Here is a 24,649-nt window from a genome sequence, read left to right as displayed (position 1 = left end):
CTTAGCCGGCGTTCGCATGGATCACGTCGGCGATCAGCTGATTAACCGGCGCCAGATTCAACGCCAACGCGTTGCTCTGGTACAGCGGTTTATCGCGCACCACGTCGGCCAGCACGCGGCCGTCCAGATTGGCGGTGTCGACGGTCACCAGCGTCGACAGGCCGATGCGCAGCGGATGATCGGCAACCTGCTTGGCGTCGAGCTCAATACGCACCGGCAGGCGTTGCACCACCTTGATCCAGTTGCCGGTGGCGTTCTGCGCCGGCAGCAGCGAGAAGGCGCTGCCGGTGCCCATGTCGATACCGACCACTTTGCCCTGATACACCACGTCGTCACCGTACACGTCGCTGACCACCGTCGCCGGCTGGCCGATGCGCATGTTGGCGATCTGGGTTTCCTTGAAGTTGGCGTCAACCCAGATGTGATCGGCCGGCACCACCGCCATCAGCGGCGAACCGGCGGCGATCTGCGCACCCACCTGCACGCTGCGGCGCGAGACATAACCGGTAATTGGGCTGATCACTTTGGTACGCTGCAGCGCCAGCCAGGCGTCGCGCATCTGCGCGGCGGCCTGTTGGATCGCCGGCTGCTGTTCCAGCGGGGTATTCAGCACCATCGCCTGGTTGGCGTTGTATTGCTGCACCGCCACTTCCAGCGCGGCCTTGGCGCTGTCGACCGCATCGCGAGCGTGTTGCAGCTCTTCGCGGCCGATGGCGTCAACGCTACCCAGCACCACGCGGCGTTTCAGATCGTTCTCGGCCTTGCTCAGATCGGTCTTGCGCAGGGCGATATTGGCCTGATACTGCTTGCTGTTGATGATCAGCTGGTGGGTTTGACGCACGCTGTTGGCCAGGCCGGTCTTGGCGCGTTCAAACGCCTGCTCGGCATCGGTCGGATCGAGCGTCAGCAGCACGTCGCCCTGTTTGACGTAGTCGGTGTTGTCAAAATTGACGCTGTTCACGCTGCCTGACACCTGGGCCATGATCTGCACCTGGTTGCCGGAGACGTAGGCGTCGTCGGTTTCCTGGTGATGACGCAGCACCAGGAACCAATACACTAAGTAAACCACCCCTATAACAATGAAAATAGCCGTCAACAACAGCAGCCAAAACTTGCGCTGCTTCTTTTTGCCGTTCGGCTGCTGCGGGTTTTGGATTTCCGCGCTTGCGCTCATGGTGTTCTCCAAGCCTTATATTATTATGCTTTCGAATCCGCTGCGGCCGGGGCCTGATAGCCACCGCCCAGCGCGCGGATCAGTCCTATCTTCGCCTGCAGTAAATTGCTGCTGGCATTCAACTCCGCCTGTTGCTGCTGCAATAGCTGCGTCTGGCTGGTCAACAGATCGTCACGCCCGATAATCCCTGCCTGGTAACGGGCACTGGCGACCTGATACACCTGTTGCATCGACTGGGTCGCGGACGCCGCCTGCAGCTGCTGTTGCGCAGAGCTCTGCTGGATAGTGATGGCGTCGGCGGTTTCCTGTACCGCATTCAGGATGGTTTGGTTATAGGATTCCACCGCTTCGTCATACAGCGCGGATTCCTCGCCCAGCTTGCTGCGCAGCGCCCCGGCGTGGAAGATCGGCAGCGAAATCGCCGGCATCACGTTCCAGGCCTGGCTGGCCGCTTCAAACAGGTTCGGGTTGGTGCCACCGACATTGGTGGTCATCAGACCGGCGAAGGCTGAAATGGTCAGGCTGGGGTAAAACTCTTTGCGCGCGGCGCTGACGCGCTGGCTGTAAGACTCCACCAGCTGGCGCTGCGCGGCGATGTCCGGGCGCTTGCCCAGCAGATCTGCCGTCAGCTCGCCCTGCGGCGCCATCAGGTTGTCGGCGGGCAGCGGCACCTGACGCAGGTGCTGCATGGCGTTCGGCCCCTGGCCCGCCAGCGCGGCGAGCTGGTGTCTGAGCTGTTCGATTTGCGACTGCAACTGCAGGATCTGCTGCTTGGCGGCATCGGACTGCGCCTGGGTTTGTTGCGGCACGTCGACGGCGGTCAGGCCGGCCTGATAGCGTTGTTGGCGCAGCGCGGTCAGGCGTTCATTGTTGTTCACTTCCTGCTGCAGCAGCTTCTCGAGCGCCAGGTTGCTTTGCAGCTGGTAGTAGGCGGAGGCTACCGAACTGGTCAGCGTCAGCGCCGCCTGTTCCTGCTCGGCGCGTGCGGCGTTCACTTGCGCCTTGGCGGCGTTCACCTGGTTGCGGTATTTGCCCCACCAGTCGAATTCATACGCCAAATTTAACCCCAGTGAGTTGGAGCTTTCATAGATAGGTTTTTGTGGATACCCCAGCCCCATATTGACGTTTTGCGGTATGCGCTGGCGCTGGGTGCTGGCGTTCAGATCCAGGTTCGGCCCGTTGGCTGCGTTGGCTTCGCCCACCACGCTCTGCGCTTCACGTACGCGGGCGGCGGCCTGGCGCAGGGTCGGCGAGCTTTGCAGCGTCTGCGTCATCAACGTGTCCAACTGCGGATCCTTGAGGGCGCGCCACCACTGCGGGCTGACGGCCAGCGAGCTGACTTTCGGCTGAGCCAACTGCAGGCTCTGCGGATCCATCAGCGTGGATTGCGGAGCAATATTATCGGTCGAAGCGCACCCGGCCAGCAGCAACACGGCGAACAGCGGGGTGAATCTCCAGTTAAATGGGGATCGCATAAGTAGGTACCTGAACAGAAATTGTGAATTAGGATAACTGTTCTGTGATTTCCATTTGATCCAGACGTGCCAGCAATTTGCGCGTCAGCTGTTCCAGCTGTTTTTGCTCATCGTCGGTCAGCGTGGACCACAGGAAATGCAGACATTGGTGCTGCGGCGGCAGCAGTTGACTGAGAAATTCTTCCCCCTGCGGCGTCAGATGCAGATGCAGGCAGCGGCGATCGTTGTCGCTTTCCCGGCGCTCGATCCAACCGCGTTTCTCCAGCTCGTCGGCGATGCGGGTTGCATTGGTGCGCGAGGAGCCTAAGGCAGAGCTTAGCTCAGAAGGTTGGATGCTGTGGCTTTCCTGCGCATCCAGGGTAATCAGCGCCATAAACAGTGTTTCGTTAATCCCCTGCGCCTTCAGCATTTTATTGCGATTTTCCAGCAATTTACCTTGCATGTGCATGCACAGGCGGGTCAGCAGGATTTCCTGATAAGGGAAATCTTTCTGCCGGGTGGCGCGGAAATTCAGCATTTGTTCTATGGGGGCAAACGAGCTTTCCATAATTTAGGGCCTCATTAATTTCGTTCGAGATAGTAACGACGGTGACAAATAATGTAAATGTTCAGCCGTGCGGATAATTTAGCAATTCGTGTCATTTGTCAGTGTTTGTAAAGATGCGGCGCATGAAAACGCCAAATGGCCGGAAGCGGTGTCAGCCCGGACCGAAAAGCATTAACAGTTTTAATGTGACGCCAAAGGCCGTCGCGCCGAGCAGCGTCGACAGAATGATGCTTTTGCTGCGGTAGAAGCACAGCGCCAGCGCGGCGAAGCCCGCCAGCGTCGGCAGCAGCTTGTCCGGTTCGCGCATCACCACCGGCGTGCTGGAGACCACCAGCAGGGCGCAGATCGAGGCGATGCCGATGCTGTCGAGCAGCAGGGCGGCTTTACCGCGTTTGATGCCGGGTTGGGCGCGCGCCGGCGCCAGCCGCAGCGGCAGATAACGGAACAGGTAATTGGCGCAGCCCACCACCAGACCAATCACCAGCACATCAGTGTTCATGAGCGGCCTCCGCATGTGCGGGTTGGAACAGGGCGGCGACGCAACCGGCGCCGATGCCGGCCAAAATGGCGACCGGGATGGAGAACAGCACCACGCCGAGCAGCGCGCCGGCCAGCGCGGCGGCGATGGTCAGGCTCTGCGGGCGCCGGAAAGCGGCCAGCAGGAAGCTGAGAAACAGCGCCGGCAGCATGAATGAAAGCGAGGCTTCGATCACCGGGAACTGCTCCAGCGGGCCATTGCCGAACAACGCGCCGAGCGCGGTGCCGGCCACCCAGGAGAGCCAGGAACAGAGCGCGATGCCCAGCATCCAGTTTTCGCTCCAGCTGCGGTTATTGCGCATCAGCTTGGCGGTAGCGGCGGCGAAGACCTCATCGGTCAGCCCAAAGGCCCATATCGCCGTTTTACCGGGCGACATGCGCGAGACGATGCGGTGGCGCAGCGCCGGGCCGTACAACAGATGGCGCACATCCATCGCCATCACCGTCAGCGCGGAGACCCACAGCGACATGCCGGCGCTCAGCAGGGCGGTGATCACGAACTGGCTGGCGCCGGCGTAGATGATGCAGGAGAAGAAAATGCTTTCCAGCGGGGAGAAGCCCAGCTTGACGGCGCTGAGGCCGAAGGCGAACGCCACCGGGACGTACCCGATGACGATCGGCAAACTGTCGACGACGCCGTTGGCGAAGGTGGCGCTGACGGCGGGCGGAGTAAGGCTGTCTGCAGCTTGGCTTTGCATGGTTGTGGGTCGCAGGGTAGATAGGGTTTCAATAGTTTATGCCCAGAACATTACCAGAGAGTAAGTAATGTTTATACCCTGCACCGCTAATAAATTTCTTTGGTTACTATTTGCAAGGTAATCAGATTGTCGCCGGCCCCTGCGGATCGTGGCGTTTGCCGAGCCACCAGGTCAGCAGGTTGAGCAGGCATAGAATCCCCCCGGCGGCGGCGACACCGTACCAGCCGGCATGCTGATAGGCCGAGGCGGAGAGCAGCGAACCGAGAGCGCCGCCGATAAAGTAGCTGGTCATATAGCCGGCGGTCAGGCGGTTGCGCGCGTCCGGCATGATGCGATACATCACGCTCTGGTTGGTGACGTGCACCGCCTGCACCGCTAGATCGAGGATCAGGATGCCGGCGATCAGCGCCCACAGCGATTGTTTAGCCAGCGCGATAGGTATCCACGACAGTAGCAGCAACACCAGGCCGACGGTGGTGGTCAACCCGGCCTTGCCTTTGTCCGCCAGATGACCGGCGCGCGAGGCGGCCAGCGCGCCGGCGGCACCCACCAGGCCGAACAGCCCGATCACGCCCTCGGAATAGTTGAACGGCGGTGCGGCGAGCAGAAAGGCCATGGAGGTCCAGAGCACGCTAAAGTTGGCGAACGACAGGGCGCCGAGAATGGCGCGGGTGCGCAGCAGCGGCGTGCGGCAGAACAGGCTGAAGATCGAGGCCAGCAGCTGCGGGTAGTTCAGCCCGGAGTGTTGCTTATAGCGCGGCAGCGCGCGCCACAAGACCAGCGCCATCAGGATCATCAGCACGCTGGCGACCCAGTAGATGGTGCGCCAGCCGCCGAACGACGCCAATGCGCCCGCGACGGTACGCGCCAGCAGGATGCCGAGCAGCAGGCCGCTCATGATGATGCCGACGGTCTTGCCGCGCTTTTCCGGGTGGGCCAACGTGGCGGCCAGCGGTACCAGGATCTGCGCCACCACCGAGAACAGCCCGGTGAGCGCGGTGCCGAGGATCATCATCGGCAGCGTAGCGGAGGTGGCGGTGATCAACATGCCCCCGGCGGCCAGCAGCGTCATGAACACGATCAGGCCGCGGCGTTCGAACATGTCGCCGAGCGGCACCAGCAGCAGCAGGCCGGTAGCGTAACCCAGCTGCGCGGCGGTGACGATAAAGCCGGCCTGGTTGACCGACAGGTTGAAACCGGTGGCGATGGTTTCCAGCAGCGGTTGCGCATAGTAGTTGCTGGCGACCGCCAGGCCGGTTGCGATGGCGATCAGCACGGTCAGCGCCGGGCTAAGGCCCGGATGGGCGTTTTGTTGGTTCATGATTTTTTCATCACGGGAAAAAGATAGCGCGCAGTATCCGGCAACGCGCATCGGGAAACCAATGTATAATTTTCATTTGATTTATCTCATTTCAAGATAGATACCATGAACCTGAAACAGATCCGCTATGCGCTGGCGGTGGCGGAAGAGCAGAGCTTCACCCGGGCGGCGCAGCGCTGCCATACGGTGCAGTCGGCGCTCAGCCACCAGATTGCCAAACTGGAAGAAGAGCTGGGCTGTACGCTGTTTGAACGCACCTCGCGCCGGGTGCGGCTGACGCCCGCCGGCCAGGCTTTCATTCCGTCGGCGCAGCGGCTGTTGGCGGCGCAGCAGGCGCTGGTGGAAGAAGTGACCGCCGCCGGTGATGCGGTGTCCGGCACGCTCACCATCGGCACCATTTCAACCATAAACGCGATTGATCTGACCGAAAAGCTCGACAAGTTTCATCGCCACTATCCGGCGGTGAACATCCGCCTTTACGTCGGCATGAGCGAAGCCCTGCTGGAGGACGTGCGTCAGCAGAAGTGCGATATGGCGTTCGTCGGCATCTGGCCCGGCGATGTCGACCTGTTGCCGATGTCGCACCGACAGCTGACCGATGAGCCGCTGGTGGCGTTGGTGGCGCCGCAGCATCCGTTGGCCAACCGCGAGCGGGTGAATCTGCAGGCGCTGGCGGAAGTGCCGCTGGTGGATTTCTACAGCGGCACCGGCGCGCGGCGTCAAACCGATCGCGCCTTCCTGGCGGCGGGTATCCGCCGGCATGTCAGTTTTGAGATCGATCATATCGAGTGGCTGGAGAATCTGGTGCGGCGCGGGTTGGCGGCGGGGATCGTACCGATCTCGACCGCGCAACGCTTAAGCGCGCTGGTGTCGATTCCGATTGAAGACGGGCCGCGGCGCCAGGTGTACTGCATTTGGCCGCAGCCCTTGTCGAATGCCGCCGCACGCTTTTTACAGTTCAGCGGCATCGATCTGGCGGGGTGAGGGGCGCGCGGTTGCGGCGCCCCCGAGCGGTTACGGCTTCGCCGCGGCGGCGGCGGCTTTCACCCAGCCGTCGAAGGTTGCCTGGTGTGCCTTGATCCAGCCGTTAACGTGGTTTTGGATGTCGGCTTCCGAAGCCTGGCCTTCGTGCATGCGCAGGTTTTGCGCGTTGATGTTGGCGATCGGCAGCTTCATGATGGCGAACAGCTTGGCGGCCGCCGGGTTGGCTTCGGCCCACTGTTTGTTGGCGGCGATGCGCATGGTGTTGACCGGGAAGCCGTAGTTGGCGCCGTTAGGCAGCTTGGTATCGACGCTTTTCTGCTCGCCCGGCAGGGAGGAGAACGGCACCTGCAGCCAGACCACGTCGCGGCCCGGTACCATCACATCGCTGACCCAGTACGGCGTCCAGGTGTAATACAGCACCGGCTTGCCCTCTTTGTAGCGGGTGATGGTGTCGGCGATCATCGCCGCGTAGTTGCCCTGATTGTGTTCGACGGTGTTGCTCAGGCCGTAGGCCTTGATGTGGTGGTTGATCACCGCCTCGCAGCCCCACCCCGGGGTGCAGCCGGTCAGATCGGCCTTGCCGTCGCCGTTGGTGTCGAACAACTTGGCGATCTTGGGATCCTTGAGCTGCTCGACGTTGGTGATGTGGTACTGCTCGGCGGTTTTCTTGTCGATCAGGTAACCCTGCGCGGCGCCGTTGACGTAGACGCCTTCTCGGTAGAACTTGGTGTCGCCGCCGGCGGCCTTGTACTGATCGGCGTGCAGCGGATCCCAGTTGACCGCAATAAAGGTCGCGTCGCCGGAGGCGATGGAGGTGTAGGCGACGTTGTAATCCACCTCGCGTGGTTCCTTCACGTCGTAACCCAGTTTTTCCAGCGCCTTGCTGACCAGCAGCGTCTGGAAAGTCTCTTCGGAAATGGTGCTTTGCACCGGCTGTACCGCGATCCCTTTACCGGGTAAATCCGCCGCAATGGCGCTCTGTGTACCAATCAGCGTCGTCAGGGCGAGAGCCCAGATGCCCGTGGTGCGCATAGTGTTTCCCCTCTTTCAATGTGGTGGTGTCATAGCCCGCCGGGGCCACAGCCGCCGGCGGGAAAAGCGTCAGGCTTGTTTGATGAACGGACGGGTAAGCAACCCGATAGGGCCGCGGCGGTACCAGCGGCCGATGCCCTTGCTGCGGCGATCGCGCCCCAGCGATTGGGTGAGGCGATCGAGAATGATCGCCAGGATCACGATGCCGACGCCGCCGACGGCGGCCAGGCCCATATCCAGCCGGCCGATGCCGCGCAGCACCATCTGCCCCAGACCGCCGACGGCGATCATCGAGGCGATGACGACCATCGACAGCGCCAACATCAGCGTCTGGTTCACGCCGGCCATGATGGTCGGCATCGCCAGCGGCAGCTGCACCTTGAACAGCAGCTGGCGTGGGCTGGCGCCGAAGGATTCGGCGGCCTCGATCAGATCCTCCGGCACCTGCTTGATGCCGAGAATGGTCAGACGCACGATCGGCGGCAGTGCGAAGATAATGGTCACCACCACGCCCGGCACGTTGCCGATGCCGAACAGCATGACGATCGGCACCAGATAGACGAAGGCCGGGGTGGTTTGCATCGCGTCGAGCAGCGGCCTTATCACCTTGGCGGCGTGCTTGCTGCGCGCCAGCCAGATGCCGAGCGGCAGGCCGATAAGGATGCAGAAGAACAGCGCGGTCAGCACCAGCGCCAGCGTGACCATCGCCTGCGACCAGGCGCCGATGGCGCCAATGGCGACCAGGGACAGCAGCGTTGCGGCGCCCATGCCGAAACCGGCGACCTGCCAGGCGAGCAGCGAGAACACCAGAATGGCGATCGGTGCTGGCATGCCCAGCAGCAGTTGCTGGAAGCCGCTCAGGATCATGTCCACCGGCACGCGGATGCCCTGGAACAGCGGGCGGAAGTGCAGCACCAGCCAGTCGATGCCTTGCGTGACCCAGGCGTCGAACGGCACCCAGGCTTTGTGGAACGGATCGAGCAGGCTGAAGTGCTCCGGCTGGGCCGGGGCGCTGCTCAGCCAATCGGCGCCTGACGCGGCGGCGTCATGGGCGGCCGGCGGTGGCGCGCTGGACCAGGCGTCGCCGGCGTTGGCGGCGGCATCGTGAGCGGGTGCGGCGCCGGTATCGGCCGGTGCGGTAGCCCAGGGATCTTGGGTTTGCGTGGTATCACTCATTGGCGGAGCCCTCCTTGTCCAACGCCTGCAGCAGCATGGCCTTGGAGATGATGCCGAGATAGTTATGTTCTTCGCATACCACCGGTACCGCGCACGGCGCCTGGGCGACTAGAGAGATCAGATCGCTGAGCGGCGTGTCGGCCGGCACGGCGGCGGGCGCTTCGAGCAGGGCATCGTCCAGCGTCTGATTGGCGGACAGCGCCTTTTTCAGCGACTCTATCGACACCACGCCGATAAATTTCTTCCCGCGTTCAACAACATAACCATAATCACGGTCCTCATCGCGCAGCAGCTGCAGCGCCGAGCGCGGGCCAAAGCCGGGAGTTTTGCGGATCAGCGTTACCGGGCGCCGTTGGGCGATATCCTTGGCGCTGAACACATGACTGATGTCCACACCGCGGAAGAAAGTTCGCACATAGTCGTTGGCCGGGTTATTCAGGATCTCGTCCGGCGTGCCGACCTGGATCACTTCGCCGCCCTGCATGATGGCGATGCGATCGCCAATGCGCATCGCTTCGTCCAGATCGTGGGAAATAAATACGATGGTGCGCTGATGCTGGGCCTGTAATTTCACCAGCTCATCCTGCATCTCGGTGCGAATTAACGGATCGAGCGCCGAGAAGGCCTCGTCCATCAATAATATATCCGGGTCGTTGGCCATCGCACGGGCTAATCCCACGCGTTGACGCATGCCGCCGGATAATTCATCCGGATAAGACAACGCATAATTCTCCAGCCCGACCTGGCGCAGGGCGTCCAGCGCTTTTTCCTGGCGTTCTTGCAGCGGTATGCCGGCTAATTCCATGCCAAAGGCGGTGTTATTCAGGACATTCATATGCGGCATAAGCGCGAATGACTGAAATACCATGCTGATCTTATTTCGCCGCACGGTGCGCAGCGCGGCGTCAGATATTTTGGCGATGTCCTCACCGTCGATCAGCACCTGACCGCGGGTGGGTTCTATCAGACGATTGAGAAGGCGTACCAGGGTGGACTTGCCGGAACCGGAGAGCCCCATGATGACAAATATCTCGCCTTCTTCAATGGCCAGAGTGGCGTCTTTTACGCCGAGCGATAAGCCGGTTTTTTCCAACAGCCGATCTTTTGTCAGACCTTTATCCAGCAGTTTGAATGCGCGTTCCGGGTGTTCGCCAAATATCTTATACAGGTTCTTTACTTCGAGTTTAATTGCCATGCAATTTGCTGTTTCCTCTGGTTTAATTAAAGCGTTATGGGCTGTCCTTAGCAAAATAAAAGAGCTTTTTACCCTAACACAGTGAATATCTGAGACAACCCTCAATGTCATTTAAATGGGATATTAGTGGTTTACATCAAGGTTTTAATTAGTTATGGTAATTTGGCCCGTGACTCAAAATTGCCGGCCGTTATTCGCCATCATGATTGGTTTTAGGAGGGAATAACACGGCGTGAAGCAATGGGATATTTCGGTTCTGCACCTGCCGTTCGCATAATAAAAAACCCGACCAGAGGCCGGGTAAAAGTCATCAGTATTTCATCAGTGTTAACGACAGGTGCCGATATCGAGGGGGATATCGTCGGGCGCTATGTTATCGCCTGAATATGACAGCCAGATGGCAGCCTCAGGCCTTGCGATACAGCCGCCGCGGATGGCCGATATTGCCGTACAGCATCTCCACTCGCACGAACTGGGTGGCGACGCAGTATTCCAGATAACGGCGGGCGGTGGTTTTGCTGATGCCGACCTGTTCAACCACGTCTTCCACCGCATGCGCCACCGCCGGCTGGGCGATAAACAGCGTCTGCACCAGCTCAAGGGTGTTGGTTTCGATGCCTTTGGCGCTCGGCTCGCTGGAGAACTGCTTCGACTGCAGGTTATACAGCGCATCGACGTTGTCCTGGTCGATGATCTTGAAGGTGCGCTGGGTCTGTACGAACTGCATGAAACGCTCGAGCGAATTGCGCAGCCGCTTGTAGGACACCGGTTTGATGATGTAATCGAAGGCGCCGTTGCGGATCGCCTGGCTGCAGGTATGCATGTCGCTGGCGGCGGTGATGAAGATCACCGAACAGGCGGGGTTTTTTACCGCCGGTTCTTCCATCAGCTCGATGCCCTGGCCGTCCGGCAGGAAGTTATCCAGCAGGATCAGACGCGGCTGATGCTCATTGGCTTTGGCCCGCGCTTCGGCCAGCGTGGCGGCATAGGCTACCACCCGCAGGTTGAAATTTTTCTCGATGAACTCCGCGTGCAGCGTCGCCAGTTGCGGCTCGTCTTCCACGATCAGAACGTCCAGTGCTTGGTGTGACATAATCGGGTGCTCAAAAAAATCGGGTTATGGGTTTTATTTAGGGATAAATATAGAGAATATCGCGCCGTGCGGCTCGTTGTCCGACACTTCTATGCTGCCGTGCGCCTGCGCCACATGGCTGGCGACCAGATGCAGGCCGATGCCGTGGTCGCTTTTATCCGCTTTGGTGGTCACGCCCTGTTCAAACAGCGTATCACGAATTTCCTCGGCGATGCCGGTGCCGCGATCCGCCACTTCGATCACCAGCTCGTTGCTGCTGTCGCTGATATAGAGTTCGATCGCGTCGTGCGGGGCCGGGCAGTGCAGCGTCGCTTCCACCGCATTATCCAGCAGGTTGCCGATGATCGACATCAGTTCGGTCTCATTCAGCGCCGCCGGGATCTGCCGCAGCTGGCAGGCCGGATCGAAGCGCAATTCGATGCCTTTTTCTCTGGCGCTGGAGTATTTGCCCAGCAGCAGGCCGCACAGCGCCGCCGAACTGAAGCGCTGTGAAATGAAATCGAGGATCTCCTGCGCGCCCTCCGACTGGGCTTCCACATAGCGGATGGCCTCGTCATAGCGCTGCATGTGCAGCAGTCCGGCCAGCGTGGCGGTCCAGTTCAGCTGCTCGTGGCGCATGATGCGCAGGTTGTCGGCATAGCGTTTCACCTGGCTGAGCTGGCTGCTCAGGGTATTGATATCGTTCTTGTCGCGGAAGCTGATCACCCAGCCTTGCAGCTCCTGCTCCTGCATGATGCGCACCCGGCTGGCGATCACCCGCACGTGGTTGAAACGGCACACCTCATCGTGCGTATCCTGGCCCAGCTGCGCGGCGCCGAAGAAGTTCGGCTGCGCCTGGATCACTTCGCCGATCGGCCGGCCCAGCAAGCCGGCGGCGGGCTGGTGCAGATCGAGCAGCTCGCGCGCCGCATGGTTGATGGTGATGATCCGCAGCTGCGGATCGACGGCGATCACCCCTTCATAGATGGCTTCCAGCAGCGCTTTCTGTTGGCGCACCAGCAGCGCGATCTCTTTCGGCTCCAGCCAGAACATCTGACGCTTGAGGTTTTTCGACAGCAGCCAGGAAAAAACGAACAGGGCGATCAGCAGCAGGACGATGGAGCCGATAATTTGCGTCAACGTCCTGGCATTTAAACTATCAATATGCGATTTCAAATAGCCGACGGAAACGATGCCGATAACGCGGTTATTTTCATCCAGGATCGGCGCCTTGCTGCGTAATGATACGCCGATGCCGCCCTTGCGAATGGAAATAATGCTTTTGCCTTCCAACACCTCTTTATTATCGCCGCCGATCATCGGCGTACCCAGGCGGCCTTCATATTCGGAATGATAAAGATGGCGGGCATGATTATCGCCGATAACGATATAGCTGGCATCGCTGCTGGCGCGGATTTTTTTCATCAGCGCGGCGATCCTGGCGGCGTCACTCTTTTCCACCGCGTCCACCAGCGAAGGGATAAGGGCGATTTCCCGCGCCTGCACCTGGGCGCGGGCGCCGAGATCGCGGTGCAGCTGCGCATCCAGCTGATAATAGGTGTAGGCGCCGATGCAGGTCAGCAGCAGGCAGGAGAAGGCCACCAGGCACAGAAACAGTTTGATTTGAAATGAGAGTTTAAGGCGCATGGCGGAGCTTTACCGTAAAGAGATCCTGAAGCCTTACCCTATCACGAGAAGCGGGGTCTGTAATATTGCGCCCGATCAACTTGTGATCCCTCACACGGGATTAGAGTGAAACGGACGAGAATTGTTCGTCTGCGATAAAGTTGATAAGCTTTAAAATAAAAACGGTATTAACACCATTAAAACCACGCCGGGTTTTACATAATCTTAATTAACCCCATAGAAACCATAACCACCATTAAAAACCCTTTTTAATTTTGAACATAATCACAGCAGATAATCCGTGCGCTTCTCTATGATGGCTGAACAAACTAATAAGAGGCCAGATTATGAGCACAACAGATGATTCTTACCTCGTAGCCAAAGACAAGACCGCCGATATTCCTCTGCGTGAAAAATGGTGGCGGATACTGGACAATTATAAAGTAGGGATCATTCCGTTACCGTTCTTTATTCTGGCCGGCGTATTGATTCTGCTCGATTGCCTGGAAGGCAAGCTGCCGAGCGACATCGTGGTGATGGTGGCCACGCTGGCGTTCTTCGGTTTCGCCTGCGGCGAATTCGGCAAGCGCCTGCCGCTGATCGGCAAAATGGGCGCGGCGGCGATCTGCGCCACCTTCATTCCTTCTGCGCTGGTGCACTATGGCCTGTTGCCGGACGTGGTGGTGGAATCGACCACCAAGTTCTACAAATCGACCAACATTCTTTATCTCTACATCTGCTGCATCATCGTCGGCAGCATCATGAGCATGAACCGCCAGGTGTTGATCCAGGGCTTCCTGCGCATCTTCATTCCGATGCTGTGCGGCGAGATCGTCGGCATGCTGGTGGGGATGGGCGTCGGCATGGCGCTGGGCCTGGAGCCGTTCCAGATCTTCTTCTTCCTGATCCTGCCGATCATGGCCGGCGGCGTGGGTGAAGGGGCGATTCCGTTGTCGATGGGCTACGCGGCGATCCTGCACATGGAGCAAGGCGTGGCGTTGGGGCGCATCCTGCCGATCGTGATGCTCGGCAGCCTGACCGCCATCGTCATCGCCGGCCTGCTCAATCAACTGGGCAAGCGTTATCCGCATCTGACCGGCGAAGGCAGCCTGATGCCGAGCAAGCAGGGCGACGGCGACATGAACGCGGTGGAAAAGATCAGCGGCAAGGTTGATGTCAGCACTATCGCCTGCGGCGCGCTGCTGGCCATTCTGCTGTATATGGTGGGCATGCTGCTGCACCGTCTGATCGGCCTGCCGGCGCCGGTGGGCATGCTGTTCGCCGCCGTGGCGGTGAAACTGGCGCACGGGGTATCGCCGCGCATTCAGGAAGGTTCGCAGGTGGTGTACAAATTCTTCCGCACCGCCGTGACTTATCCGATCCTGTTCGCCGTCGGGGTGGCCATCACGCCATGGCAAGAGCTGGTGGACGCGTTTACCGTACAGAACCTGATCGTGATCGTCACGACCGTCAGCGCGCTGGTGGCGACCGGTTTCTTCGTCGGCAAGAAAATCGGTATGCACCCTATCGACGTGGCGATCGTCTCCTGCTGCCAGAGTGGGCAGGGCGGCACCGGCGACGTCGCGATCCTCACCGCCGGCAACCGCATGTCGCTGATGCCGTTCGCCCAGATCGCAACCCGTATCGGCGGCGCTATCAACGTCTCACTGTCGCTGCTGGTGTTGGCCAAGTTCTTCGTATAACTCCTATAAATCCTTAGCGTTACTTTGCCTTTCCCCGCCCCCGCGGGGATTTTTTTGCCCGCGTGCCGGCCGGCCGCGCAGGCGGGAAAACACCGGTTAGGCCGCTTGCTTCATGGCGGCGTCATACCAGGCGAAGTAGCGCTCTACGCCGCGACGGCCGGATTCGATCAGCGCGCGTTTTTTCTCCTCGCTGATGCCGAACTCCAGCGTGCCGACGTCGAGCGTGTCGACATACACGGTGCGTTTCCAGTCATCGCTGTCCAGATGTACCTTGGTTTGGATGTCCAGCATCACGTTGGCCACCGCCAGGGTGAAATCAAACAGGTTGTTGACCGGCGTGCGCGGGCCGGCCTGGCCGGCGGCCTGGGCGATTTCGCTGGCGGAATCCAGGCGAAGGCCCAGCGTGCGGGTGTTGATGCGCTGGCTGGCGCTGTCGATGTAAGGCGGCGTGGCGGAGAAGTCATAATCGAAGAGCCGCACCGGATAGTTGTCGATCATGCCGCCGTCCATGCACAGATCGCCCAGGGTATTGTTCTTTGCCACGAAGGCGAACGGGAACGACATCGAAATGCGCAGGCCGTCCGCCACTTTCATACGCGGCGTGGTGCGGTGAGAATAGACCTCGCGCTGACCGCTGTTGAGGTTGGCGCCGATAAAGTAAATCGACTTGAACCCTTTCGCCGCCTTCATCGCTTCGAACTGTTCGAAAGTAATATCCGGGTTGCCGGTATATTGCTTGATAATATCGCGCGACCATTGATAGAAATAATCGCCGGGTGCGATGCCGTATTGATTGAACAGGCGATAGGCGTCCTGGATCGTGCCGAAAAAGCCGCCGTTATAATCGAGGAATTTTTTAAAATCCATCGCCGACAGAATTTTGGTTACGTCTGCCGAGCTGCAGCCCAGGCCGACCAGCAGTGCGGCGATGGCGCCCGCCGAGGCACCGGAGGTTTGCTTGATCTGCGGCATGATGCCTTTGGCTTCCAGCAGCTCCAGCGCGCCGCCATAGGCGATGCCTTTTACGCCGCCGCCTTCAAAGACCAGGTTTTCGAATTGATAGCTCATGTTATTTCCTTACTCGTGGTTTAGGGAGTAAGAAAAATAACCAAGTGGCGAACGAGAAAATATTGATTGGGGTTGTGTGAGTCGGCAAACAAAATTATTCACAGTAAATATATTATTTATATATTTATCAAAGGCATTTATTAAACAGGCGCATCGGGCTTTTTGCGTCAATACTTAGCGCTGTTCAATTCTCGCAAGGAGTCATCATGTTCTGGAAACGTTGTCTGCTGGGGGCGGCGCTGGCCGTTATGTCATTACAGGCCGGGGCCGCCGCGCCGCAGGCCAAAACCCCGACGCCGGGATTCTACCGCATCATGTTGGGCGGTTTTGAAGTGACCGCATTGTCTGACGGCATCATTCGCCTGCCGGCGGACAAACTGTTGCTGAACAGCACGCCGCAGCAGATCGCCGCCGGGTTAGGCGAGCAGCATCAAAGCCTGCCGGTGGTCACCTCGGTCAATGCCTATCTGATCAATACCGGTGACAAGCTGGTGATGATCGACAGCGGTGCCGGCCAACTGCTGGGCGGCGGGCTGGGCAAGCTGGTGGATAACCTGCGCGCGGCGGGCTACCAGCCGGAACAGGTGGATGAGATCTACCTGACCCATATGCACCCGGACCATCTTGGCGGTCTGACGCGCGATGGTAAGGCGGTATTCCCCAATGCGGTGGTGCGCGCCGCCAGCCAGGATGCGGACTTCTGGCTAAGCGCCGAGCGGCTGAAACAGGCTAATGCGGAGAGCAAAAGCAACTTCGAAAGAGCCCAGGCGGCGATCAAACCTTACCAGACGGCCGGCCATTTTAAGCCGTTCAACGGCGACGGTGAACTTTCGCCGGGCATTGCCGCCTTTGCCGCCCATGGCCATACGCCGGGCCACAGCGTCTATCAGGTGACGAGTCAGGGTAAAAAGCTGCTGCTGTTGGGGGATCTGATCCACGTAGCGGCGGTGCAGATGCCGCATCCGAAGGTGGCGATCGGCTTTGACAGCGACGCCAAGGCGGCGGTCGCCCAGCGGCTGCGGGTGTTCAGCGACAGTGCACGGCAGAGCGAGCTGGTCGGTGGCGCACACCTGTCGTTCCCGGGATTGGGTTACCTGAACCGCCAGGGTGAAGGCTATACCTGGGTGCCGCTGAACTACGGCGCGCTGTAATGGACATGGCCGCCCGTTGGGCGGCCATCGAACAGAGCCCAGCGGCATTGTTCGATAATTTGGGATTATGATGCCAGAGAATCGGGGCTGATTCGCCGTGATAAACAGTGCATGATGAACGCTCTGCCCGTTGCTTTCTTTAAGGATCTCCCGATGAACCAGAAAACGCCTCCTGTCGCCATCGTTACCGGCGCATCGCGCGGCATCGGCGCCGCTATCGCCGAGCGCTTGGCCGCCGACGGCTTTACCGTCGTCATCAACTATTCGGGCAACCCGGCACCGGCCGACGAACTGGCGCGCAAGATAGAACAGCGCGGCGGCCGCGCCTTGAGCGTTAAAGCCGACGTCAGCGATGCGGCTGCGGTCGCCCGGCTGTTCGACAGCGCCGAACAGGCGTTTGGCGGCGTCGATGTCCTGGTCAATAACGCCGGGGTGATCGCGCTGGCGCCGATAGCGGACATGGGGGATGAAGAGGTGAATCGCCTGCTCGACATCAACCTGAAAGGCAGTTTCAACACGATGCGCGAGGCGGCGAAGCGCCTGCGCGACAACGGTCGCATCATCAACTTCTCCTCCAGCGTGGTGGGGTTGCTGCAGCCGGGTTACGGCATGTATGCCGCCAGTAAGGCGGCGATCGAGGCGTTGACCAGCGTGCTGGCGAAAGAGCTGCGTGGCCGCAATATCACGGTGAACGCCGTCGCGCCGGGGCCGACCGCCACCGGCTTGTTCCTCGACGGCAAAACCCCGGAGCTTATCGAGCGGCTGGCGAAGATGGCGCCGCTGGAACGCCTGGGCTCGCCGGAAGACATCGCGGCGGCGGTGGCCTTTCTCGCGGGGGCCGACGGCGGCTGGATCAATGGCCAAACCCTGCGCGCCAACGGCGGCATCATCTGATTGACGGCGCGCCGCCGCCGGATCGGGTATCCTGTGGCGGCACACATCACATCAAGGGCGGTTTATGGCGGGCAACAATCAGCACTCTCATCTCGGCGTCAGGTCGCCCTGCATCAGCCTGTGTCGGCTTGATGATGAGACGCAGCAGTGCCGGGGATGCCGGCGCACGCGGGCGGAGATCGCCGCCTGGCCGACCGCCAGCGACGCGGAGAAGCGCGCCATCTGGCGGCGGCTTGAGCTGCGTCAATGGGTGAAATAATCCTCAGTGTTATTGCGCTGCCAGACTTCGTGTAGCACAATTGAGCTACATGTAACTGACAGACGTTGGGAGCGCTTATGCCTACGACGACCATCCGTATTCCTGATGAGCTTAAAGCCCGCGTGGCCGCCGTCGCCGAGCAGGCTGGCGTGACTTCTCACAGCTTTATTTTGCAGGCAATTGCGGAGAAAACGCAGCAAGAAGAGTTGCGCCGTGACTTTGAGAATGAAGCGGAAAAACGCTATGCCAAGATAATTGCGACGGGAGAGACGGTCTCTTGGAAAGAGATGCGCGGTTATTTGGAAAATTACGCTGCGGGTAACACCGCCGCGGTTAAACCTGCCGTTAAAAAACTGGGGCGCTGATGGCAAATGTCGAGTTGGCGCCAGAGGTCAGGGATGATATCGAACGTATTCTCGCTCATTTGGCTCAGTATGGTGCTGCGGATGTAGGGCGGCGCATTCAGGAAATCATCCAGGCGATTGCGGTATTGGAACATAATCCATTGATCGGACGGTCTCTTGACGCAGGACTGCGTGAATTGATTATTGGGCAGCAAGCTCGCGGTTATTTGGCGCTCTACAAATACATCCCTGATATCGATACGGCGTTTGTTCTGGCGCTCCGTAGTCAGAAAGAACGAGGGTATTGAATGCACGATACCGGCCAGAAAGACCGGTATCGTTGCCATGCCGTCAGAAATCCCAGTCCTCATCCTCGGTGTTGACCGCTTTGCCGATAACGTAGGACGAACCTGAACCGGAGAAGAAGTCGTGGTTTTCGTCGGCGTTCGGTGACAGCGCCGACAGGATCGCCGGGTTAACCTCTGCCATCGCCGGTGGGAACAGCGCTTCATACCCGAGGTTCATCAGCGCCTTGTTGGCGTTGTAGTGCAGGAAGGTCTTCACGTCTTCCGTCCAGCCGACGCCGTCGTACAGCTCCTCGGTGTAGCGCACCTCGTTGTCGTACAGATCCTGCAGCAGATCGAAGGCGAAGTTTTTCACCTGTTGGCGCCGCGCAGCGTCCACCTTCTCCAACCCTTTCTGGAACTTATAGCCGATATAGTAGCCATGCACCGCCTCGTCGCGAATGATCAGGCGGATCAGATCGGCGGTGTTGGTCAGCTTGGCGCGGCTGGACCAGTACATCGGCAGATAAAAGCCCGAATAGAACAGGAACGACTCGAGGAAGACGCTGGCGACTTTTTTCAGCAGCGGATCGTCGCTGCGGTAGTGCGCCAGAATGATGCCGGCTTTCTTCTGCAGAGCGCGATTTTCCTCGCTCCAGCGATAGGCGTCATCCACGTCCGGCGTTTGGCACAGGGTGGAGAAGATTGAGCTGTAAGAGCGGGCGTGCACCGCCTCCATAAAACTGATGTTGGAGTACACCGCCTCTTCGTGCGGCGTCAGCGCATCGGCGATCAGGGCCGGCGCGCCGACAGTGTTCTGGATGGTGTCCAGCAGCGTCAGCCCGGTGAACACCCGAATGGTCAGCTGCTGCTCCTTCGGCGTCAGCGTGGCCCAGGAGGGGATATCGTTGGACAGCGGCACCTTCTCCGGCAGCCAGAAGTTGGAGGTCAGGCGGTTCCACACCTCCAGATCCTTGTCGTCTTCGATGATGTTCCAGTTGATGGCGCGCACCAGCGGCGCCGATGTTATGGTCGTCATAAGTTGCCTCACAGCGAGCAGGACACGCAGCCCTGCACCTCGGTGCCTTCCAGCGCCATCTGGCGCAGGCGGATGTAGTAAATGGTCTTGATGCCTTTGCGCCAGGCGTAGATCTGCGCGCGGTTGATGTCGCGGGTGGTGGCGGTATCGCGGAAGAACAACGTCAGCGACAGCCCCTGATCGACGTGTTGCGTGGCGGCGGCATAGGTATCGATGATTTTCTCCGGGCCAATCTCGTAGGCATCCTGGTAATACGCCAGGTTGTCGTTGGTCATGTAAGGCGCGGGATAGTAAACGCGGCCGATCTTGCCCTCCTTGCGGATCTCGATGCGCGAAACGATCGGATGGATGCTGGAGGTGGCGTTGTTGATGTACGAGATGGAACCGGTCGGCGGCACCGCCTGCAGGTTCTGGTTGTACAGCCCGTGCATCATCACCGACTGGCGCAGCGCGCGCCAGTCGTCGCGGCCCGGAATGGCGATGCCGGTGGTGGCGAACAGCTCGCGCACCCGCTCGGTCTGCGGCAGCCAGTCGCGTTCGGTGTACTTGTCGAAGTACTCGCCGCTGGCATAGCGAGAGTGCTCAAAGCCGTCGAACGTGCCGCCGCGTTCGATCGCCAGCCGATTCGAGGCGCGGATGGCGTGATAGGCTACGGTATAGAAATAGAGATTGGTGAAGTCGATGCCTTCTTCCGAGCCGTAGAAGATGCGCTCGCGCGCCAGGTAACCGTGCAGGTTCATCTGGCCCAGACCGATGGCGCGGGCGCTGCGGTTGCCTTCGGCGATCGAGGGCACCGAGCGGATGTCGCTCATGTCGGCCACCGCGGTCAGCGCGCGGATCGCGGTCTCGATCGCCTTGCCGAAGTCCGGCGCGTCCATGGTTTTGGCGATGTTCAGCGAGCCGAGGTTGCAGGAGATGTCCTTGCCGATGCGATCGTAGCTCAGATCCTCATGATACGTGCTGGCGCGGTTGACCTGCAGGATCTCCGAACACAGGTTGCTCATGTTGATGCGACCGGCGATCGGGTTCTCCCGGTTGACCGTGTCCTCGAACATGACATACGGGTAGCCGGATTCGAACTGGATCTCCGCCAGCACCTGGAAGAACTCGCGCGCGTTGATGCGCGACTTGCGGATGCGCTTGTCGTCCACCATTTCGCGGTATTTTTCACTGACGCTGATTTCAGACAGCGGCAAGCCATACACCCGCTCTACGTCGTAGGGCGAGAACAGGTACATCTCTTCGTTGTTCTTCGCCAGTTCGAAGGTGATATCCGGGATCACCACCCCCAGCGACAGCGTTTTGATACGGATCTTCTCGTCGGCGTTTTCCCGCTTGGTGTCGAGAAAACGCAGAATGTCCGGGTGGTGGGCGTTGAGATACACCGCGCCGGCCCCCTGGCGCGCGCCGAGCTGGTTGGCGTAGGAGAAGGCGTCTTCGAGCATTTTCATGATCGGAATGACGCCGGAAGACTGGTTCTCGATGCGCTTGATCGGCGCGCCCACTTCGCGAATATTGCTCAGCAGGAAGGCCACGCCGCCGCCGCGTTTCGATAGCTGCAGCGCGGAGTTCACCGCCCGGCCGATCGATTCCATATTGTCTTCGATGCGCAGCAGGAAGCAGGAGACCAGTTCGCCGCGCTGGCGTTTGCCGCAGTTGAGGAAGGTCGGCGTGGCCGGCTGGAAGCGGCCCGAAATCATCTCCTCCACCAGATCCTGCGCCAGGGCGGTATCGCCCGCCGCCAGCGTCATCGCCACCATGCACACCCGATCTTCGTAGCGTTCCAGATAGCGCTTGCCGTCGAAGGTTTTGAGCGTATAGCTGGTGTAGTACTTGAAGGCGCCGAGGAAGGTCTCGAAGCGGAATTTTTTGGCGTAGGCCTGCTGGAACAGCTGCTTGATAAACGGGAACTCGTACTGCGCCAGCACCTGCGGCTCGTAGTAGCCTTCTTCCACCAGATAGCGCAGCTTTTCCTCCAGGTTATGGAAGAACACGGTATTTTGGTTGACGTGCTGCAGGAAGTATTGCCGCGCCGCCAGCCGATCCTTGTCGAACTGGATCCGGCCTTCCGCATCGTAAAGATTGAGCATCGCGTTGAGCGAATGGTAATCCAGCGCGCCCGTCTCGGGCCTGGTCAGTTCTGTCGTTGCCAAAATGCGGTTACTCCCTGTCGAACGTTTTCAACGTCTTGCGAGGTGCCGAGCAGCTCGAAGCGGTACAAAAAAGGCACCTGGCATTTTTTGGCGATGATGTCGCCGGCGATGCCGTATGCCGCGCCGAAGTTAGTGTTCCCGGCGGCGATGACGCCGCGCAGGTAGGAACGGTTTTGCGGAACGTTGAGAAAGCGGATCACCTGGATCGGCACCGCGCCGACGGCGCTGCCGCCGCCATAGCTGGGCACGATCAAGATATAGGGTTGTTCCATCAGCAATTTGCTGCGGGCGCCGGCGATCGGAATGCGGATCGCCGGTAGGCCCAGTTTCTCAACGAATCGATGGGTGTTCTCCGAGCTGCTGGAGAAATAGACCAGCGGATTCATCGGCGGGCCTCAGCAGGTGAGCGCCAGCGCGCCGATTTTGTCCGGACGGAAACCGGACCAGTGATCGTCACCGGCGATAATCACCGGAACCTGCTGATAACCTAATGATTTAACGTGGTTCAGCGCCTGCTGATCCTGAGTGAGATCGATCACCTGATAATCAATCCCCTGCTTATCAAATGCGCGATAGGTGGCGTTGCACTGGACACAGTCCGGCTTACTGTAAATAATAATGCTCATGATTCGCATTTACCTTTAGGCTGAAGGAAAGGCGGACAAGTCAGATAACGGAGCATCGTTCCTGGCGTTTCTGACGGCGTTATCAACCGAACGACATTCCCTGCGGCTGACCTATAAAATACTATATGTTGATATTTGTTTTATCAACCACGCTATATATGGTGTTTTGTGTGAAGTGATACGCAGGCCGCGTCGGGGCTGGGAAGGCGAGGGGAAAATTTTTTTGCGGGTGGGAAATTCCCCCTCTCAGAGAAGAAGGGGAGGCGAACGCATTATTGACGCATGCTGACGGCCAGTCGGTTGAAGGCGTTCATGATGCTGATGGCAAAGGTCAGATCGGCGATCTCGGCGTCGCTGAAGTGCGCTTTCAGCGCCTCAAAAGCGCTGTCCGGCGCGCCGGTGGCAGCGATCAGCGTCACCGACTCGGCCCATTCCAGAGCCGCGCGCTCACGTGCGCTGAATTCATGGCTGACGCGCCAGCCCGCCAGCGTATCGAGTTTGGCGTGGCTGAAGCCGCTTTCGCGTAGCGCTTTACCGTGCATGTCCAGGCAGTAGGCGCAGCCGTTGATCTGCGAAACGCGCATAAACATCAACTCGATGGTCGCTTTGTCCAGAGCGCCTTTCTCCAGCGCCATCAGCGCGCTCACCATATTTTTGTATGGGGCGGGCGCCAGCTCGGCGTAGTTCAAACGTTGCTTAATCATGGTCAACCTCAATGGGGAGTAACGAAATCATGACGCTACTTTAGCGGCCTTATGGTCTATGCTATAGGGCCATAAAATGATTATTTAACCGGGCCATGATGCCAACTTTCCTGACCTCGCTGCGTTTGGACAGCCGGCTCGCCGAGCCGCTGTACCGGCAGATTTATCTGCGAATCAAAGACGCCATCGCCCAGGGCAACCTGGCGGCGGGCAGCCGGCTGCCTTCGGTGCGCGGGTTGGCGAGCGATCTTGGCGTGGCGCGTGCCACGGTGGAAAGCGCCTATGCTCAACTGATCGCCGAAGGTTTCTTGCTGAGCCGGGGGCAGGCGGGCACCTATGTCTCGCCGCAGTTGCCACCCATGCAGGGGGCGGCGTCCGCTGCACCGTCGCTGCCGGCGGTGGCGCCCGATCCGCTGCAGCCGCAGGGCATGCTGCAGCCTTTCCAACTGGGCGTGCCGGCGCTGGATGCGTTTCCTCGGGCGCTGTGGCAGCGCATTGTCGCCCGCCAGCTGCGCGGTTCTACGGTGGCTTCCCTGGCGCTGCCGCCGGCCGGCGGCCTGCCTGAACTGCGTGAGGCGATCGCCCATTATCTGCATTTGTCGCGCGGCATCAGCTGCCGGCCGGAACAGATTTTCCTCTGCGCCGGCTACCCGGCGCTGTTGGACTGGGTGGTGGAGACGCTGTTGCACGCCGGTGACGCGGTATGGATTGAAGATCCCGGTTATCCGGTCACGCGCCCGCTGCTGCGGGCCGCCGGCGTGAGGCCGGTCGCCGTGCCGGTGGATGAACAGGGCATGGACGTCGCCGCCGGTATCCTGACTGAGCCCGAGGCGCGGCTGGCGGTGGTGACGCCGACTCATCAAAGCCCGCTTGGCGTCTCGCTCAGCCTGGCGCGGCGTATGGCGCTGCTCGACTGGGCGCAGCAGCGTGCGGCCTGGATCCTCGAGGATGACTACGACAGCGAATTTCGCTATCACGGGCGGCCGCTGCCTCCACTGAAAAGTCTCGATGTTCAGGGACGGGTGCTGTACGCCGGCACTTTCAGCAAAACGCTGTTCCCGGCGCTGCGCATGGCTTATCTGGTGGTGCCCGCCGATCTGACGGAGGTATTCGTGCGCAGCAACCGGCTGCGCGGCTGCGGCTGCCCGCCGCTGCTGCAGGCCGGCGTGGCGGATTTCATCCGCCAAGGTCATTTCTACCGCCACCTGAAACGCATGCGGCCGGTGTACCGCCAGCGGCGCGAGTGGTTGACGCAGGCGCTGGAACGGCAGCTGGGGGCATGGCTGACGGTGGTGCCGCAGCAGGGTGGCATTCAGCTATTGGCTCGGTTGCATCACGGGCTGGCGGATGCGCCGTTGGCGGCGCAAGCGTGGCGGCACGGGTTGGCGGCGCAGGCGTTGTCGGATTGGCAAATCGATCATCCGGCGGGGCAAGGATTACTGTTGGGATTTGCCAATTTCAGCCGGCGAGAAGAGACAGAGCGGGCGGTGCAGGGGTTGGCGCAGCTGTTCAAACGCGCAAATTAAACGGCCCGCGATTTCCGCGGGCCAGACGCACATCTGTTTTATCTTTATGACTGCAGGGGTG

The 24,649-nt window shown here is 60.0% G+C and carries 25 protein-coding genes; 8 read left to right on the top strand and 17 right to left on the bottom strand.

The annotated features are described in order from the left end of the window. Position 1: 1 nt before the first annotated feature. The 6 genes from emrA to AC6BYQ_RS25470 all read right to left on the bottom strand — a co-directional run bounded on the left by emrA (position 2) and on the right by AC6BYQ_RS25470 (position 5,752). On the bottom strand, positions 2–1,174 hold the full coding sequence (gene emrA, locus AC6BYQ_RS25495) for a multidrug efflux MFS transporter periplasmic adaptor subunit EmrA (RefSeq protein ID WP_498057711.1): 1,173 nt from the start codon (positions 1,172–1,174) through the stop codon (positions 2–4). 23 nt (positions 1,175–1,197) lie between these two features. Further along, positions 1,198–2,649, bottom strand: coding sequence for an efflux transporter outer membrane subunit (locus AC6BYQ_RS25490; protein WP_498057710.1), 1,452 nt, complete (start codon positions 2,647–2,649; stop codon positions 1,198–1,200). Between the two features lie 28 nt (positions 2,650–2,677). Beyond that, positions 2,678–3,196, bottom strand: coding sequence for a transcriptional repressor MprA (gene mprA, locus AC6BYQ_RS25485; RefSeq protein WP_025160249.1), 519 nt, complete (start codon positions 3,194–3,196; stop codon positions 2,678–2,680). Between the two features lie 151 nt (positions 3,197–3,347). Continuing rightward, positions 3,348–3,695, bottom strand: a complete 348-nt coding sequence (gene ygaH / locus AC6BYQ_RS25480) for an L-valine transporter subunit YgaH (RefSeq protein ID WP_019455592.1) — start codon at positions 3,693–3,695, stop codon at positions 3,348–3,350. Further along, complete coding sequence (locus AC6BYQ_RS25475) at positions 3,685–4,431, bottom strand: AzlC family ABC transporter permease (RefSeq protein WP_198637348.1); 747 nt, start codon at positions 4,429–4,431, stop codon at positions 3,685–3,687. Before AC6BYQ_RS25475 ends, ygaH begins: the two co-directional genes overlap by 11 nt. 121 nt (positions 4,432–4,552) lie before the next feature. Next, positions 4,553–5,752 (bottom strand): MFS transporter, encoded by a 1,200-nt coding sequence (locus tag AC6BYQ_RS25470; protein ID WP_025160248.1) that lies wholly within the window; start codon positions 5,750–5,752, stop codon positions 4,553–4,555. Positions 5,753–5,857: 105 nt separating this feature from the next. Between AC6BYQ_RS25470 and AC6BYQ_RS25465 the strand changes: the two genes are divergently transcribed. Beyond that, positions 5,858–6,736 carry a LysR family transcriptional regulator gene (locus tag AC6BYQ_RS25465; RefSeq protein ID WP_019455589.1) on the top strand — a complete coding sequence of 293 codons (879 nt, stop codon included), beginning with the start codon at positions 5,858–5,860 and terminating at the stop codon, positions 6,734–6,736. A 30-nt stretch (positions 6,737–6,766) separates the two neighbouring features. Here AC6BYQ_RS25465 and proX read toward each other — a convergent pair whose 3' ends face one another. The 5 genes from proX to AC6BYQ_RS25440 form a co-directional block, all read right to left on the bottom strand. Beyond that, complete coding sequence (gene proX, locus AC6BYQ_RS25460; RefSeq protein ID WP_498057709.1) at positions 6,767–7,768, bottom strand: glycine betaine/L-proline ABC transporter substrate-binding protein ProX; 1,002 nt, start codon at positions 7,766–7,768, stop codon at positions 6,767–6,769. Positions 7,769–7,837: 69 nt separating this feature from the next. After that, the gene (proW, locus tag AC6BYQ_RS25455; protein WP_154747725.1) at positions 7,838–8,944 is read right to left on the bottom strand and encodes a glycine betaine/L-proline ABC transporter permease ProW; all 1,107 of its coding nucleotides are present in this window, start codon (positions 8,942–8,944) and stop codon (positions 7,838–7,840) included. After that, the gene (gene proV / locus AC6BYQ_RS25450; protein ID WP_063919959.1) at positions 8,937–10,139 is read right to left on the bottom strand and encodes a glycine betaine/L-proline ABC transporter ATP-binding protein ProV; all 1,203 of its coding nucleotides are present in this window, start codon (positions 10,137–10,139) and stop codon (positions 8,937–8,939) included. The genes proW and proV overlap by 8 nt, the downstream gene beginning before the upstream one ends. A 406-nt stretch (positions 10,140–10,545) precedes the next feature. Next, the gene (locus AC6BYQ_RS25445) at positions 10,546–11,232 is read right to left on the bottom strand and encodes a response regulator (protein ID WP_498057708.1); all 687 of its coding nucleotides are present in this window, start codon (positions 11,230–11,232) and stop codon (positions 10,546–10,548) included. A 33-nt stretch (positions 11,233–11,265) separates the two neighbouring features. Continuing rightward, a complete protein-coding gene (locus AC6BYQ_RS25440; RefSeq protein ID WP_498057707.1) occupies positions 11,266–12,858 on the bottom strand; it encodes an ATP-binding protein in 1,593 nt (530 codons plus the stop codon). A 326-nt stretch (positions 12,859–13,184) separates the two neighbouring features. On the opposite strand from AC6BYQ_RS25440, the gene AC6BYQ_RS25435 reads away from it, so the two are divergent. After that, complete coding sequence (locus tag AC6BYQ_RS25435) at positions 13,185–14,540, top strand: 2-hydroxycarboxylate transporter family protein (RefSeq protein WP_019455583.1); 1,356 nt, start codon at positions 13,185–13,187, stop codon at positions 14,538–14,540. Between the two features lie 96 nt (positions 14,541–14,636). Here the strand turns inward: AC6BYQ_RS25435 and AC6BYQ_RS25430 are convergent, their stop codons facing one another. Beyond that, positions 14,637–15,608: a patatin-like phospholipase family protein gene (locus tag AC6BYQ_RS25430; protein ID WP_435981798.1), complete on the bottom strand. Its 972-nt coding sequence runs from the start codon at positions 15,606–15,608 to the stop codon at positions 14,637–14,639. 206 nt (positions 15,609–15,814) lie between these two features. Here AC6BYQ_RS25430 and AC6BYQ_RS25425 point away from each other — a divergent pair, with 206 nt between their 5' ends. The 5 genes from AC6BYQ_RS25425 (at position 15,815) to AC6BYQ_RS25405 (ending at position 18,564) form a co-directional block, all read left to right on the top strand. Continuing rightward, entirely contained in the window at positions 15,815–16,759 is a 945-nt protein-coding gene (locus tag AC6BYQ_RS25425; RefSeq protein ID WP_498057706.1) for an MBL fold metallo-hydrolase, read from the top strand. Between the two features lie 153 nt (positions 16,760–16,912). Then, complete coding sequence (locus AC6BYQ_RS25420; RefSeq protein ID WP_063919957.1) at positions 16,913–17,653, top strand: SDR family oxidoreductase; 741 nt, start codon at positions 16,913–16,915, stop codon at positions 17,651–17,653. Positions 17,654–17,717: 64 nt separating this feature from the next. After that, positions 17,718–17,912, top strand: a complete 195-nt coding sequence (locus tag AC6BYQ_RS25415; RefSeq protein WP_498057705.1) for a DUF1289 domain-containing protein — start codon at positions 17,718–17,720, stop codon at positions 17,910–17,912. Positions 17,913–17,989: 77 nt separating this feature from the next. Beyond that, complete coding sequence (locus tag AC6BYQ_RS25410) at positions 17,990–18,277, top strand: CopG family ribbon-helix-helix protein (RefSeq protein ID WP_498057704.1); 288 nt, start codon at positions 17,990–17,992, stop codon at positions 18,275–18,277. Then, complete coding sequence (locus tag AC6BYQ_RS25405) at positions 18,277–18,564, top strand: type II toxin-antitoxin system RelE/ParE family toxin (RefSeq protein WP_498057703.1); 288 nt, start codon at positions 18,277–18,279, stop codon at positions 18,562–18,564. The genes AC6BYQ_RS25410 and AC6BYQ_RS25405 overlap by 1 nt, the downstream gene beginning before the upstream one ends. A 43-nt stretch (positions 18,565–18,607) precedes the next feature. On the opposite strand, the gene nrdF is transcribed toward AC6BYQ_RS25405, so the two are convergent. The 5 genes from nrdF to AC6BYQ_RS25380 form a co-directional block, all read right to left on the bottom strand. Next, on the bottom strand, positions 18,608–19,579 hold the full coding sequence (gene nrdF / locus AC6BYQ_RS25400) for a class 1b ribonucleoside-diphosphate reductase subunit beta (RefSeq protein ID WP_498057702.1): 972 nt from the start codon (positions 19,577–19,579) through the stop codon (positions 18,608–18,610). Positions 19,580–19,587: 8 nt separating this feature from the next. After that, positions 19,588–21,732, bottom strand: coding sequence for a class 1b ribonucleoside-diphosphate reductase subunit alpha (gene nrdE, locus AC6BYQ_RS25395; RefSeq protein WP_498057701.1), 2,145 nt, complete (start codon positions 21,730–21,732; stop codon positions 19,588–19,590). Beyond that, positions 21,714–22,118: a class Ib ribonucleoside-diphosphate reductase assembly flavoprotein NrdI gene (gene nrdI, locus AC6BYQ_RS25390; protein WP_063919954.1), complete on the bottom strand. Its 405-nt coding sequence runs from the start codon at positions 22,116–22,118 to the stop codon at positions 21,714–21,716. The genes nrdE and nrdI overlap by 19 nt, the downstream gene beginning before the upstream one ends. Positions 22,119–22,127: 9 nt before the next feature. Next, positions 22,128–22,358, bottom strand: coding sequence for a glutaredoxin-like protein NrdH (nrdH, locus tag AC6BYQ_RS25385; RefSeq protein WP_004928934.1), 231 nt, complete (start codon positions 22,356–22,358; stop codon positions 22,128–22,130). A gap of 272 nt (positions 22,359–22,630) precedes the next feature. Then, on the bottom strand, positions 22,631–23,062 hold the full coding sequence (locus AC6BYQ_RS25380; protein WP_019455576.1) for a carboxymuconolactone decarboxylase family protein: 432 nt from the start codon (positions 23,060–23,062) through the stop codon (positions 22,631–22,633). Positions 23,063–23,157: 95 nt separating this feature from the next. Here AC6BYQ_RS25380 and pdxR point away from each other — a divergent pair, with 95 nt between their 5' ends. After that, entirely contained in the window at positions 23,158–24,588 is a 1,431-nt protein-coding gene (gene pdxR, locus AC6BYQ_RS25375) for a MocR-like pyridoxine biosynthesis transcription factor PdxR (RefSeq protein WP_498057700.1), read from the top strand. Positions 24,589–24,649 lie beyond the last annotated feature (61 nt).

This window comes from Serratia sp. LTN-2 (assembly GCF_059740205.1).
This window is presented reverse-complemented; position numbering and strand designations above follow the sequence as displayed.